Genomic DNA, 17,464 nt, shown 5'->3' on the forward strand with positions numbered 1-17,464 from the left:
CTCCTCGGTTCTTACTTGGCGCGGGCGCGGTAGATGGTGTCGAGCCAGACGGCGACGACCAGAACCACACCGACGACGATGCGCTGGAAGGGCGTATCGATGCCCACCAGCACCATGCCGGATTGCAGCGACTGCATGACGAGCGCGCCGAGCATCGCACCCGCTATGGTTCCGACGCCGCCGGCAAGCGAGGTGCCGCCGATGACGGCTGCCGCGATGGTGTAGAGCTCATCGAGCTCACCCTGGGCATTGGTAGCCGCATTGAGGCGAGCGGTTGAAATCGCCGCGGCGATGGCGCACAGAACCCCCATCAGCGTGAAGATCTTCACCGTGACCCAGCGGGTCTTGATGCCGGCAAGTTCGGCAGCTTCCGGGTTGCCGCCGATGGCGAAGACATACCGTCCGAAACGAAGCCGTGTAGCGATGAAGGTCATGACCGCACCGACGGCAAGCGCCATCAAAACAGGAATGGCGATGCCGTGCGGAATGAACAGGCCGCCATCCGGCCACGCGATGCCGTTGGCATCGGCATAGTTGCGGGCAATGTTGACCGGCCATGGGTAGCTGTTGACGACGGCCACGAAACCGATGACGACAAGGCATCCGAGCGCAGCCAGAAAATACTCCGCCCAGACGGGCCGTAGCGGAAAGCCGAAACGTCGGCGCTGATGACGTGAATTCAGGATTGCCGCCACAATGGCGACACAGGCGACGGCCGCGGCTATCCAGCTCCATGTCGCACCAATCGATCCGCTGGTGCCGCCCCCCATCAGGCGGAAGGTGGAATCCATCGGCGCCACCGTGCGGCCGCTGGTGATGAACCACGTGCCGCCGCGCCAGACGAGAAGGCCACCCAGCGTGACGATGAAGGAGGGTACGTTGAGGAAGGCGATGATGGAGCCCTGCAACATGCCGATCGCGCCGCCGACGAGAATGCCGACCGCAAGCGTGACAATCCATGTGGCCCAATGTTCGAAGCCAAGGATCTGCGGCAGGATTTCCGCCTGCATGACACCCATGATCATACCCGAAAAACCGAGGATGGAACCCACCGAGAGATCGATGTTGCGGGTGACGATGACGAGGACCATGCCGGTTGCCATAACGGCCACGGACGCGGTCTGCACGGAAAGGTTCCAGAGGTTTCGCGGAGTCAGGAACAGGCCGCCGGACAGGATATGAAATCCGATCCAGATCAGAAGAAGTGCGCCGACCATACCGAGCAGGCGGGTATCGAGTTCCGTGGCGCTGATGAAGCGCGCAATCGAGCCGGTCTTTTCCGTCTTGGCGGACGCTGTGGAATTGGATTGGGTCATATCGGCCATGAACTGCCGGTGCTCCTCACATCTTAAAGGGCGCCGCGCCATGAACCATGGCGCGGCGCCCGAACCGGGACATATTCGATCAGTCGCAGGCCTTGACGGACCCGGCCTTCACACCCTGGCAGGCGGTTTCCTTCTTGATCCAGCCCGCATCGATAACGACGTTCAGATTGTCCTTGGTGATGGCGATCGGCTTGAGGAACACCGACTGCATCGTCACCTTCTTCGGACCTCCGTCAAAAGCGGTGACGCCCTTGATCTCCGTCATCTTCTTGCCACCGGCCAGTTCCAGCGCGATGCCGGCTGCTTCCTTGCCGAGTTCGCGGCTGTCCTTCCAGACTGAGACGGTCTGTGTGCCGAGCGCGACGCGGTTCAGCGCGGCGAAATCGGCATCCTGCCCGGAAACCGGGACCGACCCCGCCAAGCCCTGCGCGGCGAGCGCGGCGATTGCGCCACCGGCCGTGCCGTCATTCGAGGCGACGACCGCATCGACCTTGTTGTTGTTCTTGGTCAGGAACTGTTCCATGTTCTTTTGGGCATTTTCCGGCTTCCAGCCATCGGTATAGGCTTCGCCGACATTCTTGATCTTGCCGCCGTCGATGGCCGCCTTCAGCACTTCCTGCTGGCCCGCAAAGAGGAAATCCGCGTTCGGATCGGAAGATGAGCCCTTGATGAAAACATAGTTGCCTTCTGGCTTCACCTTGAAGACTTCGGCTGCCTGCAGACGACCGACTTCCTTGTTGTCGAAGGTGATGTAGAAGGCGTTCTTGTTTTCGATCAGGCGGTCATAACCGACAACCGGAATACCCTCGGCAACTGCCTTTTCAACAGCCGGGCCGATGGCGTCGCTGTCCTGCGCCAGGATGATCAGCGCGTTGGCGCCCTGGGAAATCAACGATTCCACATCAGTCAGCTGCTTGGCCGCGGATGACTGCGCATCGGCGGAGATATACTTTGCGCCTGCCTTGTCGAGGGCTGCCTTGATGGCCGCCTCATCGGTCTTCCAGCGCTCTTCCTGGAAATTCGACCAGGATACGCCGACGACGAGGTCAGCCGCAATAGCGGCCGTATGCAGGGAAACGAGTACGGCTGTACCCGCCAGAAGCTTGGCAAATGAATTCATGATGTCCTCCCGGTAAGAGCGCTGCCCCACACCTCCATGCGGGGAAAACGCCTGAAAAAGCTGCCGGTCGCTGTGGTTTCACAATTTTCTCGACAGTCGAGAAAATTAATGTCAGAGATTCCCCATGCTGTCAACAACGGCTGCGGGCAGCATCCGGGTGCCTTGATCTTGTCCAGCACATGCGCCATGGACAGGTCTAGCACGACAGGAAAAAGGCCGTTCAGGGAGCATGCCCCAGCCCATGTCCGCCATTGCAAGCACGGAACTGGTGCGCCAGAAAAACAGCCTGTCGGTGATGGCCGCACTGCGCCTGCACGGCAGTCTCTCCCATACGGACATGTCGACTTTCACCGGGCTTGCTTCAGCAACCGTTTCCGCCATCACCACCGAGCTTGAGCGGGCGGGCCTCATATTACGGAAAGAACAGCTCGCAACCGCCGGTCGGGGCCGGCCGCGCATTCTCTTCGGGCCACGCGGGGCTTTCTGTCACGTCGCCATCGTCATCATTTCTTCCGATAGCGTGCAATATTCGCTGGTCGATTATGCCGGCAAGCTGGTGGACCGCTTCACCGAACAGAGGATCGCCGCTGAAAAAGGCACGTTCGGCGGCGCGATCCTTGGCGGCCTTGCACGGCTTGCCGACCGCTCACGCATCGACAGTCATGATATTCTCCAGGTCTCGATCAGCAGCAAGGGGCTGGTGGATGCGGGTGCGGCAACGCTTCTCTGGTCTCCGGTTCTCGGCGACGAAAAGATAGATTTCCAGCAGCTTGTTTCGCAAGACGGGCGCACCCGCGTGACGTTGAACAACGAGACGCTGCTGGCCGCAAAAGCCATCTGGATGGGAGAGCATGCGAAGGGCAATCCCGCGCCGGATGCCCTCGTTACCCTGTCGCTCGGCCATAGTATTGGCCTTGGCGTCGCCCGCGCAACGGGCGGCACGATCGAGGTCAGCGCCCCCAACTTCGGACATATGCTGCATCTGGCCGACGGCGCCTTGTGCCGCTGCGGCACCAAGGGCTGCATCGAGGCTTATTCCGGCTTCTACGCCATCCTGCGCTCGGCTTTCGAGGCCCCACCTCAGGCAGAACCTGCGAAGTTCGTGCCGATAGCCGAGGTTGACAAGATCGCCGCTTCAGCCCGCGCCGGGGGACGCATGGCGCGGTTTGCGTTCCGCACTGCTGGGCTGGCGCTCGGCAACGGCCTTTCACGCCTCTTCAGCCTGCATGGCCATATGCCGGTTTTCATCACCGGCCCCGGCACACGTTATTTCGACCTCCTGGAAAGCGGCCTGCGCGACGGGCTGGCGCAATCGCAAGCGGTGCGTTTCGGCGGCATGCCGGAAATTGCGATAGCACCGAACGAACCGGAACTGGTGTTCGAAGGGCATATGGAACACGCCCTTTCCGCCGCCGATGACTATATATTGAGTGCAGAAAGCTTTCCGAAACCGGCGAGGAACTCCACAGCCTGACACTAGCGGAAGACGTTCAGGCTCGCTCCACCGCAGCTTCAGCCTTTTCCCTTCCGCCCGTCAGCTTGGATACGAAGTCATCCAGCTCGGCGGCCTCGGCCTTGCTCAGGCGAAGGCCCTGTTTCGTGCGCCGCCAGAGAATGTCCTCGGCCGTGCAGGCCCATTCCTGCTCAACCAGCCAGCGCACCTCGCATTCATAGAGCGTGCCGCCGAAATGCCGGCCGAGCCCGGCGGCATCGGTAACGCTGCCCAACAATTCCGCAGCCTTCGTACCGTAGTTTCTGACGAGCCGCTCGGCATGGTGTCCATCGAGGAAAGGATATCGGGAGACAAGCGCCCGCACCTGCGTCTCATATCTCTCCGCGCCGAAATCTCCGCCCGGCAGGTGTGAGCCCGCCGTCCATGGCTTGCCCTTTTCGCCGATCGCCGCGCCGATCTTTTCCAGCGCATGTTCCGCCAGCCGTCGATAGGTGGTGAGCTTGCCGCCGAAAATATTGAGGAGTGGAGCTTGCCCGTTGCCCTCCTCAACCTTCAGCACGTAATCGCGTGTGGCTTCCTGCGCTTTCGAAGCACCATCATCAAAGAGCGGCCGCACGCCGGAATAGGTCCAGACGATGTCTTCCGGCCGAACCGGCTCGCTGAAATAGTCGCTGGCGGCGTTGCAGAGATAGGAAATCTCTTCTTCGGAAATGCGAACCTTGGCCGGATCGCCCTTGTAGTCGCGGTCCGTGGTGCCGATCAGCGTGAAATCCCGCTCATAGGGAATGGCGAAGATGATGCGGTTGTCAGGGTTCTGGAAGAAATAGGCGCGCGGATCGGAAAACTTCCGGCGCACGATAACATGGCTGCCCTGCACGAGCCGGACATTGTGGACGTCGTTGCGCCCGAAGACGCCGGAAAGCACCGTATCCACCCAGGGACCAGCGGCGTTCACCAGCATACGTGCCTTGTGCACGCCCGCACGGCCGGTTTTTTTGTCCAGAGTTTCGATGAGCCAGAGCCCACCTTCGCGTCGTGCGGAAACGACCCGCGTGCGGTTCATGATCATCGCGCCGCGATTAGCGGCATCGCGCGCATTGAGAACCACGAAACGGGCATCATCCACCCAACCGTCGGAATATTCGAACGCCCTGGCAAAAGCCGGCTTCAGAGGCTTTCCAGCCGGGTCCTTCCGCAGATCGAGCGTTCGGGTGGCTGGCAAAAGTTTCCGGCCGCCGAGATTGTCATAAAGAAACAGGCCAAGCCGGACCATCCAGGCCGGGCGCACCCCGCCCTTCTGAATGGGCAGGACGAAACGCATGGGCCAGATGACATGCGGTGCCATGACCCAGAGAATTTCCCGCTCCATCAGCGCTTCGCGCACCAGACGAAACTCGTAATGTTCGAGATACCGCAGGCCGCCATGGATGAGCTTTGTGGCGGCGGAAGACGTGCCGGAAGCGAAATCGCCTTTTTCCGCAAGCGCCACGGAATAACCCCTGCCCACCGCATCACGGGCAATGCCGCAGCCATTGATGCCGCCGCCGATGACAAAAAGATCAAAAATGTTTTCGCTGGACATGAAGCCTCCGCGTCAATGCAAGGGAGAAACCCTTCATGGAAAGACAATTACATAAAAACGAAAACAAAACGAATGTCAAAAGAAAACAAACGAACCACGAAAGCACGTGTGAAAGCGCCGCCGTGAGCATTGCCTCACAGGGTCAGCCTCCTAGGAGATTTATGTTTCAGCCGTGTGTCTGAGAAACCTGCTCGAGCTCGTAAAGCACCCCGCCCATATCCTTCGGATGCAGGAAAAGAACGGGATTGCCGTGCGCGCCGATCTTTGGCGTGCCATCGCCGAGAATACGGACGCCTTTTTGAATGAGGTCGTCGCGCGCCGCCAGTATATCCGGCACCTCGAAGCAGAGATGATGTGTGCCGCCGCCCGGATTGCGTTCAAGAAAAGTGGCAATCGGCGAGTTTTCCCCGAGCGGGTGAAGAAGTTCGATCTTGGTGTTATCAGCCTGAATGAAAACAACCGTCACGCCATGTTCAGGCAGGGCTTGTGGTTCCGAAACCGCCGCGCCAAGCGCCCTGTAACGGGCAATGGCGGCATCGAGGTCGGGTACCGCGATGGCGACGTGATTCAATCTTCCGAACATGGCCGCCTTCCCTCACACGTTCCGCCTGATGCCTTCGAGCAGGTCGAGCACCTTGTTGGCCGCATCCATGACATTGGTACCGGGGCCGAAGATGGCCGATACTCCGTGGTCGAGCAGGAACTGATAATCCTGGCGCGGAATGACCCCACCGACAACAACGATGACGTCTTGCGCGCCTTTCTGTTTCAGCGCCTCGACCAGCTGCGGCGCAAGCGTCTTGTGCCCTGCGGCGAGCGACGACATGCCGACCACATGCACCTTGTTCTCAACGGCAAGCTCGGCCGCCTCCGCCGGTGTCTGGAACAGGGGACCGGCCAACACGTCGAAACCAATATCGCCGAAGGCAGACGCAATAACCTTTGCGCCACGATCATGCCCATCCTGCCCCAGCTTGGCGACCATGATTCGCGGTTTTGTGCCGATCCGTTCAGCCACACCTGAAAGGCGGGCGGCAAGCGTAGCGAGTTCCGGCTCATCCTTATAAGCCTCGCCGTAGATATCGCTCACCACCTCGGGCACCGCAGCGTGGTCTCCGAAGGCCGCGCGCAGCGCATCGGAAATCTCTCCCACCGTGGCGCGTGCACGGGCCGCGACGACGGCGGCTTCGAGAATATTGCCCCTGCCGCTGCGGGCCACCTCCGAGAGCGCCTGCAAAGCGGCGGTCACGTCCTTGCCATCGCGGCGCCGGCGCGTGTCTTCGATGCGGCGGATTTGCGCGGCCCGCACGGCGGCGTTATCGATATCGAGAACATCGATATCCTCTTCATTCTCGAGACGATAGCGGTTGACGCCGACGATCACCTCCTCGCCCTTGTCCACCGCCGCCTGCCGGCGTGTCGCGGCCTCCTCAATCAGCCGTTTCGGCAGGCCTTCCGCCACGGCCTTTGTCATGCCGCCAAGCGCCTCGACCTCCTCGATCAGCGCCCAGGCCTTCTCGGCCAGCTCATTCGTCAGGCTTTCGACATAATAGGAACCGGCCAGCGGATCGACGACCCTGGTGACGCCGGTCTCATGCTGGAGGATCAGCTGGGTATTGCGGGCAATGCGGGCGGAGAATTCCGTCGGCAGCGCAATCGCCTCATCGAAGGAATTGGTGTGCAGTGATTGCGTGCCGCCGAGCACGGCGGACATGGCCTCGAAGGCAGTGCGGACGATGTTGTTATAGGGGTCCTGCTCCTGGAGCGACACGCCCGATGTCTGGCAATGGGTGCGCAGCATCAGCGACGACGCCTTTTGCGGCTTGAATTCCTCCATGATGCGTGACCAGAGCAGGCGCGCGGCGCGCAGCTTGGCCGCCTCCATGAAGAAATTCATGCCGATGGCGAAAAAGAAAGACAGGCGGCCGGCAAAATCGTCAACATTCAGCCCCTTGGCCAGCGCTGCCCGCACATATTCACGGCCATCCGCGAGTGTGAAGGCAAGTTCCTGCACCAGCGTCGCCCCGGCCTCCTGCATGTGATAGCCGGAAATGGAGATGGAGTTGAATTTCGGCATCTCTCTCGCCGTATATTCGATGATGTCGGCGATGATCCGCATCGAGGGTTCGGGCGGATAGATATAGGTGTTGCGGACCATGAACTCCTTGAGGATGTCGTTCTGGATGGTGCCTGAAAGCGCTGCACGCGGAACACCCTGTTCCTCCCCCGCGACGATGAAACTGGCAAGGACGGGGATGACCGCGCCATTCATCGTCATGGACACCGAGACCTTGTCGAGCGGGATGCCGTCGAACAGGATTTTCATGTCCTCGACGCTATCGATCGCCACACCCGCCTTGCCGACATCGCCCTCCACGCGCGGATGGTCGCTGTCATAACCGCGATGGGTAGCGAGATCGAAAGCCACGGAAACGCCCTGCTGACCGGCGGCCAGCGCCTTACGGTAAAAGGCATTCGAGGCTTCCGCGGTGGAGAAACCGGCATATTGGCGGATGGTCCAGGGCCGTCCCGCATACATGGTGGCGCGCGGGCCGCGGGTGAAAGGCGCAAATCCCGGCAGGCTGTTCAGATGGGAAACATGTTGCAGGTCGTCGGCCGTATAGAGCGGCTTGACCTCGATACCCTCGGGCGTGTGCCAGACGAGTGTGTCCGGTGAGCGCTTCAGCTCCTTTTCAGCAAGGTGAAGCCAATCCCGCACCGTTTTTTCACCCGACATGCATCTCTCCCCGTTTGCATTTCGCTCTAGCATTCTGGCGGGAGATCAAGGCAAGATTCGCCCGGCCCGCCCGCAGGTCCGACCCCGTAAACCGCCCCGGCCGGTATCCGTTCCGGAAAAACCGGCAGCGACCTTCACTCGAACTCGAGAATAACCTCATCCACAGCGAGACTATCGCCGGGTTTCGCCGCCACTCTCGCAACACGACCGCGTTTTTCGGCACGCAGGATGTTTTCCATCTTCATGGCTTCCACCGTCGCCAGTGCCTGCCCGGCCTCTACCTCGTCACCCTCACCCACCGAAATACCGGTGATGACCCCCGGCATGGGGCAGAGCAGCAGTTTCGACGTATCCGGCGGCAGTTTTTCCGGCATCAGCAGCGCCAGTTCCGCCACGCGCGGGCTGCGCACGCGGGCGAGAACATCCATGCCACCCCAGCGCAGACGAGCCGCTGCGCCTGCAAGATCGACCTTGACGGCAATGACCTCGCCCGCCACCGTAAACAGGCCAAGGCTTTGACCGGGAAGCCAGCCGGTATCGATGGTGAGCGCTGTCCCGTCTTCAAAACGGACCGCCGCGCCATCCGCACCGGTTTCAATGCTGAGCCGGTGGCGAAACGCACCAAACGAAACCATCCAGTCTTGCCCGATAATGCGGCGATGATTGCCGATGGTACCGGAAATTTCCACCGCTCGGTTCTGCACACGCTGATTGACGATAGCGGCAATGGCAGAAAGCTTGCGTGCTGCGGCTTCATCCGGCTCGACGCCGGAGAAGCCTTCCGGAAACTCTTCCGCGATGAAGCCCGTCGTGAGCCTGCCAGAGCGAAAGCGCTCATGCTGCATGACGGCGGAGAGAAACGGCAGATTGTGGCCAATGCCTTCAACCTCAAAACGATCCAATGCCTCTCCCATGGCATGGATGGCGGTCGTCCGATCCTTGCCCCAGCTGCACAGCTTGGCGATCATCGGATCGTAATACATCGAAATTTCGCCGCCTTCGAAAACACCGGTATCGTTGCGGATGACCGTTCCGTTCTCCTGCGCACCTTCCTGCGGCAGACGATAACGCGTCAGCCGGCCAATGGAGGGCAGGAAGTTGCGATAGGGGTCTTCGGCATAAAGCCGGCTTTCGATCGCCCAACCGTTGAGCTTCACATCCGCCTGTCCGAAGGACAGTTTTTCACCCGAGGCCACACGGATCATCTGTTCCACCAGATCGATGCCCGTGACCAGTTCCGTCACCGGATGTTCCACCTGCAAACGGGTGTTCATTTCAAGGAAATAGAAGTTACGATCGCCATCGACGATGAATTCCACCGTGCCAGCTGAATGGTAACCGACGGCTCTCGCCAGCGCCACGGCCTGCTCGCCCATGGCATGCCGAGTCGCTTCATCCAGAAAGGGCGACGGCGCTTCCTCGATGACCTTCTGGTTGCGCCGCTGGATCGAGCATTCGCGCTCCCCGAGATAAAGGATATTGCCGTGCTTGTCGCCTAGCACCTGAATTTCGATATGCCGCGGCTGGGTGACGAATTTTTCGATGAAGATGCGATCGTCACCAAAGGAGGATTTCGCCTCGTTTTTCGAGGACTGGAAACCCTCGCGCGCTTCGGCATCGTTGAAGGCGATGCGCATGCCCTTGCCACCGCCGCCGGCAGACGCCTTGATCATGACGGGATAACCGATCTGGGACGCGATCTTCACCGCCTCATCCGCATCCTCGATCAGCCCCATATGGCCGGGAACGGTGGAAACGCCGGCTTTCGCAGCCAGTTTCTTCGACGTGATCTTGTCACCCATGGCCTCTATCGCGCCGACGGGCGGACCGATAAAAACGACACCCGCCTTTTCCAGCGCCTGCGCAAAGGCGGCGTTTTCCGACAGGAATCCGTAGCCCGGATGGACAGCATCCGCTCCGGTCTTCTTGATCGCCTCAAGGATCCTGTCGATGACGATATAGGACTGTGACGAGGGTGCCGGGCCGATATGAACGGCTTCATCTGCCTGTCTCACATGCAGCGCATTGGCATCGGCGTCCGAATAAACCGCAACGGTGGCGATGCCCATCTTCTTCGCCGTCTTGATGACCCGGCAGGCAATCTCGCCGCGATTGGCGATAAGGATTTTCTTGATCATGCGGTTGTTGCCCTCTCCCTCAGCACAAACCCTTAAACAGCCCTCAAATCTCGAAAAAATTCTCGAAGGATTCCGGGAAATTCTGCCGGGCGACGCGTTCGTCTATGACGAGCATTGCCTGATAGGAAACAGGGTCGAAATTTTTCTCCGCAGGTACGACCTCGCGGCCGAAAAGCAGGTTGAGGCGGGCGGCGTCGAGATTGCCGCGCTCGAAGGGCTCGGCACCGAAATGGTGCCAGAGCGAGTGCAGAAAGGCGGCATCGATGCGATGCTCCTTGGTGTCGTTGCGCGCCCGGCGGGGTATCATCTTGATCGGTGTTACCCCTTTGGGATTGGCGCGGCGGATGGTGAACTGGACGCCCGTGCTCGGCATACCGGAGGGAAATCCCTTGTGTTTGGTCATTTCGGGCAGGTTCGCCATCTTTAGTCCTTCTCGTATCTGTTACGCCTTGCCGATCTTGTCCTGCGTCTTCGTGTCGAAGTCGGAGGCATCGTGGCGTTCATGCAATTGTTCGGACGGATCGCCGGAGGTCTTGTTGACGATCACGCCGCGTTTTACAGCAGGGCGTTCGCCGATTTCCAGCGTCCAGCGCATGACGTTCTTATAACCGTCTGCTTCAAGGAAAGCACCCGCATCGCCATATGCCTGGCCAAGCGCGATCTTGCCATACCACGGCCACACCGCCATGTCGGCAATCGTGTATTCCGAACCGGCGAGATAACGGTTTTCGGCGAGATGGCGATCCAGCACGTCGAGCTGGCGTTTGACTTCCATGGCGTAACGATCGATGGCGTATTTGATCTTGATCGGCGCATAGGCATAAAAATGGCCGAAACCGCCGCCGAGGAAGGGTGCGGAGCCCATCTGCCAGAACAGCCAGTTCAGCGCCTGCGTGCGGGCATTGCCCTCCTTCGGCAGGAAAGCGCCGAATTTTTCCGCGAGATAAACGAGAATGGAGCCGCTTTCAAAGACCCGCGTTGGTTCTGGGGTCGAGCGATCCAACAACGCCGGAATCTTGGAGTTCGGATTGACCTCGACAAAACCGGAACCGAACTGGTCGCCCTCGCCGATCTTAATCAGCCAGGCATCGTATTCGGCGCCCTTGTGGCCGGCAGCCAGCAATTCTTCCAGCATGATGGTGACCTTCTGGCCATTCGGCGTCGCCAGCGAATAAAGCTGCAGCGGATGCTTGCCGACGGGAAGTTCCTTTTCGTGGGTCGGGCCGGCGATAGGCCGGTTGATATTGGCGAACTGGCCGCCATTGCCCTTTTCCCAGGTCCAGACCTTAGGTGGCTCATACCCGGCGGGGAAATTATCTGCTGAGGATTTTTCGGCCATGAAAATGTGTCCTTGTGCGTTTCGGGAGGACATCCGGACATCCGGGCGCCTGAACATCCATATAGTAAGGTGGCCAAAGCATTTTTCCAGCCCTTCAGCAGATCAGAGCGGAATGGTGTCGTGTTTCTTCCAGCGGGTTTCCACGTTCTTGTTGCGCAGCGACGCAAACGCGCGGGCGATGCGGCGGCGCGAGGAATGCGGCATGATGACCTCGTCGATAAATCCGCGCTCCGCCGCGACGAAGGGATTGGCGAAACGCTCCTCATATTCTCTTGTGCGCGCAGCGATCTTTTCTGGATCGGAAAGCTCCGAGCGATAGAGGATTTCCGCCGCGCCCTTGGCACCCATCACGGCAATTTCGGCCGTTGGCCAAGCGTAGTTGACGTCCGCCCCGATATGTTTGGAGGCCATCACGTCGTAAGCCCCGCCATAGGCCTTGCGGGTAATCAGCGTCACCATCGGCACGGTTGCCTCCGAATAGGCGAAGAGAAGTTTCGCGCCGTGCTTGATGACGCCGCCATATTCCTGGGCCGTGCCGGGCAGGAAACCTGGCACGTCCACCAGCGTCAGCAGCGGAATATTGAAGGCGTCACAGAAGCGCACGAAACGTGCCGCCTTGCGCGAACTGTCGATATCGAGGCAGCCGGCGAGCACCATCGGCTGGTTGGCGACGACGCCGACCGTCTGGCCTTCGAGACGGATGAAGCCGGTGATGATGTTTCGGGCAAAGGCCTCCTGCAACTCGAAGAAATCGCCCTCGTCGGCCAGCGCGTGGATCAGCTCCTTCATGTCATAGGGCTTGTTGGAACTGTCAGGGATCAGCGTATCGAGCCGCGACTCCAGCCGCGCCGGGTCGTCGTGAAACGGCCGCACCGGCGGCTTTTCGCGATTGTTGAGCGGCAGGAAATCGAACAGCAGCCGCACATGTTCCAGCGTCTCGATGTCGTTTTCGTAAGCGCCATCGGCGACGGAAGATTTTTTGGTATGGGTCGAGGCCCCGCCCAGTTCTTCGGCCGTGACGATCTCGTTCGTCACCGTCTTCACTACATCCGGCCCTGTCACGAACATGTAGGAGGTGTCACGCACCATGAAGATGAAATCGGTCATGGCCGGCGAATAAACCGCACCACCCGCACATGGCCCCATGATGACGGAGATTTGCGGCACGACGCCGGAGGCGACGACATTGCGCTTGAAGACATCGGCATAACCGCCAAGCGAGGCCACGCCCTCCTGAATGCGCGCGCCGCCGCTGTCGTTGAGGCCGATAACAGGCGCGCCGTTACGCACCGCCATATCCATGATCTTGCAGATTTTCTGCGCGTGGGTTTCCGAGAGCGAGCCGCCTAGAACGGTAAAATCCTGCGAAAACACATAGACCTGCCGGCCATTGATGGTGCCCCAGCCGGTCACGACGCCGTCGCCCGCCACCTTCTGCTCCGCCATGCCGAAATCCACCGCCCGGTGGGTGACATACATGTCGTATTCTTCGAAAGAACCTTCATCCAGGAGCACGTCGATGCGCTCGCGCGCCGTCAGCTTGCCCTTTGCGTGCTGCGCCTCGATGCGCTTGACGCCGCCACCGAGCCGAGCCTCTTCCCGCCGCGTTTCCAACTGCTCCAGAATGCCGGGCATGTATCCTCCATGCGTTATGCCACGATCAATAACCCAGAAAATACTCTGCCAGAAGCCTTGATCGTGCGCGTATGCATGCCATAAATATTTGCAATATTTAATTTTGCAAAGTTGCAACATGGCGACGGAAAAACTCTTTATCGGCCGCAAGGTGCGCGGCCTTCGCGAAAATGCCCGCGCCACGCAGGCGCAATTTGCCGAACGGCTGGGCATCTCCGCGAGTTACCTGAACCAGATCGAAAACAACCAGCGCCCCGTTTCGGCCAGCGTTCTGGTGACGCTGGTGGAAAAATTCCAGCTCGACATGGCGGAACTGGCGACAGGCGAAAGCGACCGGCTGGTTTCCGCCGTGCGCGAGGCGCTGAAGGACCCGCTGTTCATGAATTATGAACCGGGGCTTCAGGAGTTGAAGCTGATTGCCCAGAACGCACCTGGTTTTGCCCATGCGCTGCTGCGGGCCCATCAGGCCTATCGCCAGAACAGCGAACAGCTGGTGCAACTGGATGACCGGCTGGGTCGCGGCACCGCGCAGGTGGAAAGAACCCCCTATGAGGAGGTGCGAGACTTCTTCCACTTCGTCGACAACTATGTTGCCGAGATCGATCTTCTGGCCGAGGAGCTGGCGCAGGAGCTGGAGATCGAGGGAGGCGAGACCGACGGCATTCTGTCAGCGCATCTCAGGAACCGTTACGGCATCCATATCACAAGAACCGCGTCGGCAGGCGGGCTGATCCGGCATTTCGATCCTGTGAGCAAAACACTCGCCCTCAGTTCCTACATGGCCGCATCCACCCGTTGTTTTCAGCTTGCGTTGCAGATCGCCCAGCTTCACGCCGGCCCGACGGTGGACAGGGTGCTGGCCGGCGCCGGTTTCCGCAACACGGAAGCGGCCGAAATCTGTCGTATCGGACTGCACAATTATTTTGCCGCAGCGCTCATCCTGCCCTATGGGCAATTTCACCGGGCGGCACAGGAACTGCGCCATGATCTCGAACTTCTCGCCGTGCGTTTTGGCGCGAGCCTTGAGCAGGTGGCCCACCGGCTGAGCACCCTGCAGCGGCCGGGTATGAAGGGCGTGCCGATCTTTTTCGCCAAGATCGACCGCGCCGGCAACATCACCAAACGCCACAGCGCCACGCGGCTGCAATTTGCCCGGTTTGGCGCGGCCTGTCCGCTGTGGAATATCCATCAGGCTTTCGAAAGCTCCGACAGGATCGTGCGGCAGCTGGCGGAAACACCTGACGGCGTGCGCTATCTTTCCATCGCCACCCAGATCGAAAAGGCCGGCGCCGGATTCAATACGGAAAGACCGCGTTACGCCATCGCACTCGGCTGCGAAATTTCCCATGCGCAGAATTTCGTCTATGCCGACACGCTCGATCTCGGCAATGCGGCGTCCTTCAAGCCGATCGGTATTTCCTGTCGGGTTTGCGAAAGAGTGGATTGCGTGCAGCGCGCCGTACCGCCGCTGAAACGCAAGCTGCATTTCGATCATCTTTCACGCGGCGCCCTGCCCTATCGGATTGCCGATTTTTGACCCCGCTCAGGGCAGTGGCACCATCGCGCGCCGCATGATGTTGGCATAATAACCCCAGAAAAGCCGGGCGGCGACGGAGCGCCATGGCGACCAGAGTGTCGCGCGTTCCGCGAGCCATTTCGCTTCCGGCCTTATCGCCAGATCGAGCGCATGTGCCACCGCTGATCTCAGCGCCACATCGCCAACGGGAAAAATATCCGGATGCCCGCCGCAGAACATCAGATAGACCTCGGCCGTCCATGGGCCTATGCCACGAAGCGCCACCAGTTCAGAAAGGGCTGCACTCCCCTCCTTGCGCACCACGCCGTCAAGGTCGATCTGCCCTTCGGTAACGGCGCGAGCCAGTCCTTCCAGCGTCGTCGCCTTGGCGCGCGAAAGGCCGAAAGTAGCCCGCAATTCCTCCGGTGCGCCGAGATAATTTTCCGCCGTGACCGCGCCGCCGGTGCCGGTGAGAATACGCGCCCAGATGGCATTGGCACTGGCGCGCGACACCATCTGCGAGACGACGATATGAGCAAGGCCGGCAAAGCCCGGCTCGTGGATGCGCAGTTCCAGCGGACCGGCTATTTCAATGACAGGGGCAAGTGCGGGGTCGAGGCGGGCGAGATGCTCCAGCCCTTCGCTGATGTCATCCGTCCCGGTGATGATTTTCATGTCGGTCATTCCATATGCCGCCAGCCCGCTGGCGGGGTGCATTAAAACATGGCAGAAGAAACCATGCCTTCATCCATCCGTCAAAAACCGGTTTACCGTTTCGCGCCAAGCCCCAACGGCCCGCTGCATCTCGGCCATGCGCTTTCCGCATTCCTGAACTATGACATGGCGCTGGACAATGGCGGCCGCTTTCTGCTGCGTATAGAGGATATAGACCAGACGCGCTGCACGCCGCAGCTGGAGCAGGCGATCTATGATGATCTCGGCTGGCTGGAACTCTCTTGGGAAGAGCCAGTGCGGCGACAATCGGAGCATTTCGATGAGTACCGGATGGCGCTGCACAGGCTGATCGAGGCGGATCTTGCCTATCCCGCCTTTCTCAGCCGTGGCGAAACCAGGGCCATTGTCGGTGCCTTCGAAGCGGAAGGCGGGATATGGCCGCGCGATCCTGACGGAGCGCCGCTCTATCCGTCCGTCGACCATAAGAGGCCGAAGGCGGAACGGGCGGCCCTGCTCGCGTCCGGCCGGCAACACGCGTGGCGGCTCGACATGGACAAGGCGATCCGCGCCGCCCGCACCCCCCTGTTCTGGCAAGAGAGCGGCGACGGGGCAACGGGGCAGATCGAGGCCCTGCCCGCGCTCTGGGGCGATGTGGTGCTGTCGCGTTCCGACGCACCTTCGAGCTATCATCTTTCCGTTGTGGTTGACGATGCACTGCAGGGGATCACCCATGTGGTGCGCGGCATGGATCTCTTCCATGCCACCGCCATCCACCGGCTGCTGCAGCAGCTGCTGGACCTGCCGCAGCCCGTCTATCATCATCACCGGCTGATTTTGGGCACGGACGGGCGCAAGCTTTCGAAAAGCGAAGGCAGTACCGGGCTTTCCGCCCTTCGCGCCGAAGGAGCGACGCCCTCAGATATCCGCCGGCTTGTCGGCCTCCTCTAGAGCCTGCCCGCGGCGCGTGCCATTGCCGCCGATGTTGCGGCGGATGATCTGCCGGACCTTGTATTTCATCAACGCGGCATTCACCTCCGCGCCGAGCATGAAGATGACTCCGACCATATAAAGGAACACCAGAACCACCATGACGGAGGCGAGACCGGCATAGGTGGCTGCATAATTGGCGAATGTGGAGAGATAATAGGCGAAGATTGCCGCGCCGATGACCCAGAATATCATCGTCAGCAAAATACCCGGCCAGACATCCCAGATGCGGCGCTTGCCTGCGGGTAACCACAGATGCGCCGCCACCAGCCCCGCCGTCAGCACCACGATGGTGCCATAAAGGCCGAGGCTGGAGACAGTGTTCAATATATCGGTCAACCACGGAAAGCGCTGCTCGGCAAAGGAAGTAGCGACCGGCACTGCAACCAGCACAATGCTGATGCCGGTGAAGACCACCACCGCAATCAGCACATAAAGCAGGCTCAGCAGACGGGTGACATACCACCAGCGCGTTTCGGTGACACGATAGGCGCGGTTCAGCGAAATGCGCAGCGCCTCGACGCCATTCGAGGCGAAGTATGCGGCCGCCAGCACCGAAATCGTCAGCAGGCCGCCGCGGGGGATGGTGAGAACCTGCTGCACCTGCGCTGCCAGCGGCCCAGCAATCGCCGCTGGCCAGGTGTCGAAAATCAGATGCACCGCCGTTTCTGAGAACTGGTCGGCGCCCAGAAAACCGGCCAGCGCCGTGCCAAAGATCAGGAACGGAAACAGCGCCAGCAGGATGGACAGCGCCATATGGCTCGCCATCGCCCAGCCGTCATCCTCGGCGAAATGGGAATAGGCATCGAAGGCAACCTTGCCTGCCAGGCGCACTGCGGCAACCATGTCGCCTCCATTCATCGGCATTTCATTTGTAACTTCGCCCCGAATATGGGAAATCAGCTTCGCTTTGTACAGCGCGCAAAGCCGGCTTTCGGTTCCATGACCGAAAAGGAT

The 17,464-nt window shown here is 60.3% G+C and carries 14 protein-coding genes; 3 read left to right on the plus strand and 11 right to left on the minus strand.

Annotation, left to right across the window (positions count from 1 at the left end):
- Positions 1-11: 11 nt before the first annotated feature.
- Complete coding sequence (locus tag HQN82_RS16590; RefSeq protein ID WP_004445596.1) at positions 12-1,325, minus strand: sugar ABC transporter permease; 1,314 nt, start codon at positions 1,323-1,325, stop codon at positions 12-14.
- Positions 1,326-1,404: 79 nt separating this feature from the next.
- Positions 1,405-2,445 (minus strand): D-xylose ABC transporter substrate-binding protein, encoded by a 1,041-nt coding sequence (gene xylF / locus HQN82_RS16595; protein WP_004445598.1) that lies wholly within the window; start codon positions 2,443-2,445, stop codon positions 1,405-1,407.
- A 241-nt stretch (positions 2,446-2,686) separates the two neighbouring features.
- Here xylF and HQN82_RS16600 point away from each other — a divergent pair, with 241 nt between their 5' ends.
- On the plus strand, positions 2,687-3,919 hold the full coding sequence (locus HQN82_RS16600) for an ROK family transcriptional regulator (RefSeq protein ID WP_035209109.1): 1,233 nt from the start codon (positions 2,687-2,689) through the stop codon (positions 3,917-3,919).
- Between the two features lie 16 nt (positions 3,920-3,935).
- Here the strand turns inward: HQN82_RS16600 and HQN82_RS16605 are convergent, their stop codons facing one another.
- The 7 genes from HQN82_RS16605 to HQN82_RS16635 form a co-directional block, all read right to left on the minus strand.
- Positions 3,936-5,480, minus strand: coding sequence for a glycerol-3-phosphate dehydrogenase (locus HQN82_RS16605; protein WP_173615280.1), 1,545 nt, complete (start codon positions 5,478-5,480; stop codon positions 3,936-3,938).
- A gap of 166 nt (positions 5,481-5,646) precedes the next feature.
- The gene (mce, locus tag HQN82_RS16610; RefSeq protein ID WP_107340910.1) at positions 5,647-6,063 is read right to left on the minus strand and encodes a methylmalonyl-CoA epimerase; all 417 of its coding nucleotides are present in this window, start codon (positions 6,061-6,063) and stop codon (positions 5,647-5,649) included.
- A 12-nt stretch (positions 6,064-6,075) separates the two neighbouring features.
- Complete coding sequence (gene scpA / locus HQN82_RS16615; RefSeq protein WP_173615281.1) at positions 6,076-8,217, minus strand: methylmalonyl-CoA mutase; 2,142 nt, start codon at positions 8,215-8,217, stop codon at positions 6,076-6,078.
- 134 nt (positions 8,218-8,351) lie between these two features.
- A complete protein-coding gene (locus tag HQN82_RS16620) occupies positions 8,352-10,355 on the minus strand; it encodes an acetyl-CoA carboxylase biotin carboxylase subunit (protein ID WP_173615282.1) in 2,004 nt (667 codons plus the stop codon).
- Between the two features lie 43 nt (positions 10,356-10,398).
- Positions 10,399-10,776, minus strand: a complete 378-nt coding sequence (locus tag HQN82_RS16625; protein WP_004445608.1) for a hypothetical protein — start codon at positions 10,774-10,776, stop codon at positions 10,399-10,401.
- A 21-nt stretch (positions 10,777-10,797) separates the two neighbouring features.
- Positions 10,798-11,694 (minus strand): glutathione-dependent disulfide-bond oxidoreductase, encoded by an 897-nt coding sequence (gene yghU, locus HQN82_RS16630; protein WP_173615283.1) that lies wholly within the window; start codon positions 11,692-11,694, stop codon positions 10,798-10,800.
- 102 nt (positions 11,695-11,796) lie between these two features.
- Positions 11,797-13,329, minus strand: coding sequence for an acyl-CoA carboxylase subunit beta (locus tag HQN82_RS16635; RefSeq protein WP_173615284.1), 1,533 nt, complete (start codon positions 13,327-13,329; stop codon positions 11,797-11,799).
- A gap of 118 nt (positions 13,330-13,447) precedes the next feature.
- Between HQN82_RS16635 and HQN82_RS16640 the strand changes: the two genes are divergently transcribed.
- Positions 13,448-14,866: a helix-turn-helix domain-containing protein gene (locus HQN82_RS16640; protein WP_173615285.1), complete on the plus strand. Its 1,419-nt coding sequence runs from the start codon at positions 13,448-13,450 to the stop codon at positions 14,864-14,866.
- 6 nt (positions 14,867-14,872) lie between these two features.
- On the opposite strand, the gene HQN82_RS16645 is transcribed toward HQN82_RS16640, so the two are convergent.
- The gene (locus tag HQN82_RS16645; RefSeq protein ID WP_173615286.1) at positions 14,873-15,529 is read right to left on the minus strand and encodes a DNA-3-methyladenine glycosylase family protein; all 657 of its coding nucleotides are present in this window, start codon (positions 15,527-15,529) and stop codon (positions 14,873-14,875) included.
- A 39-nt stretch (positions 15,530-15,568) separates the two neighbouring features.
- Here HQN82_RS16645 and gluQRS point away from each other — a divergent pair, with 39 nt between their 5' ends.
- On the plus strand, positions 15,569-16,468 hold the full coding sequence (gene gluQRS / locus HQN82_RS16650) for a tRNA glutamyl-Q(34) synthetase GluQRS (RefSeq protein WP_173615287.1): 900 nt from the start codon (positions 15,569-15,571) through the stop codon (positions 16,466-16,468).
- Here the strand turns inward: gluQRS and HQN82_RS16655 are convergent.
- Positions 16,436-17,353, minus strand: a complete 918-nt coding sequence (locus HQN82_RS16655) for a YihY/virulence factor BrkB family protein (protein ID WP_173615288.1) — start codon at positions 17,351-17,353, stop codon at positions 16,436-16,438. The genes gluQRS and HQN82_RS16655 overlap by 33 nt on opposite strands.
- Positions 17,354-17,464: the final 111 nt, after the last annotated feature.

This window comes from Agrobacterium pusense, assembly GCF_013285525.1.
Classification (GTDB): Bacteria; Pseudomonadota; Alphaproteobacteria; order Rhizobiales; family Rhizobiaceae; genus Agrobacterium; species Agrobacterium pusense.

Bases quoted from the DNA above. Each gene is read 5' to 3' on its own strand.
- HQN82_RS16590 (WP_004445596.1), bottom strand. From the start codon at position 1,325: ATGGCCGATATGACCCAATCCAATTCCACAGCGTCCGCCAAGACGGAA.
- xylF (WP_004445598.1), bottom strand. From the start codon at position 2,445: ATGAATTCATTTGCCAAGCTTCTGGCGGGTACAGCCGTACTCGTTTCC.
- HQN82_RS16600 (WP_035209109.1), top strand. From the start codon at position 2,687: ATGTCCGCCATTGCAAGCACGGAACTGGTGCGCCAGAAAAACAGCCTG.
- HQN82_RS16605 (WP_173615280.1), bottom strand. From the start codon at position 5,480: ATGTCCAGCGAAAACATTTTTGATCTTTTTGTCATCGGCGGCGGCATC.
- mce (WP_107340910.1), bottom strand. From the start codon at position 6,063: ATGTTCGGAAGATTGAATCACGTCGCCATCGCGGTACCCGACCTCGAT.
- scpA (WP_173615281.1), bottom strand. From the start codon at position 8,217: ATGTCGGGTGAAAAAACGGTGCGGGATTGGCTTCACCTTGCTGAAAAG.
- HQN82_RS16620 (WP_173615282.1), bottom strand. From the start codon at position 10,355: ATGATCAAGAAAATCCTTATCGCCAATCGCGGCGAGATTGCCTGCCGG.
- HQN82_RS16625 (WP_004445608.1), bottom strand. From the start codon at position 10,776: ATGGCGAACCTGCCCGAAATGACCAAACACAAGGGATTTCCCTCCGGT.
- yghU (WP_173615283.1), bottom strand. From the start codon at position 11,694: ATGGCCGAAAAATCCTCAGCAGATAATTTCCCCGCCGGGTATGAGCCA.
- HQN82_RS16635 (WP_173615284.1), bottom strand. From the start codon at position 13,329: ATGCCCGGCATTCTGGAGCAGTTGGAAACGCGGCGGGAAGAGGCTCGG.
- HQN82_RS16640 (WP_173615285.1), top strand. From the start codon at position 13,448: ATGGCGACGGAAAAACTCTTTATCGGCCGCAAGGTGCGCGGCCTTCGC.
- HQN82_RS16645 (WP_173615286.1), bottom strand. From the start codon at position 15,529: ATGACCGACATGAAAATCATCACCGGGACGGATGACATCAGCGAAGGG.
- gluQRS (WP_173615287.1), top strand. From the start codon at position 15,569: ATGGCAGAAGAAACCATGCCTTCATCCATCCGTCAAAAACCGGTTTAC.
- HQN82_RS16655 (WP_173615288.1), bottom strand. From the start codon at position 17,353: ATGGTTGCCGCAGTGCGCCTGGCAGGCAAGGTTGCCTTCGATGCCTAT.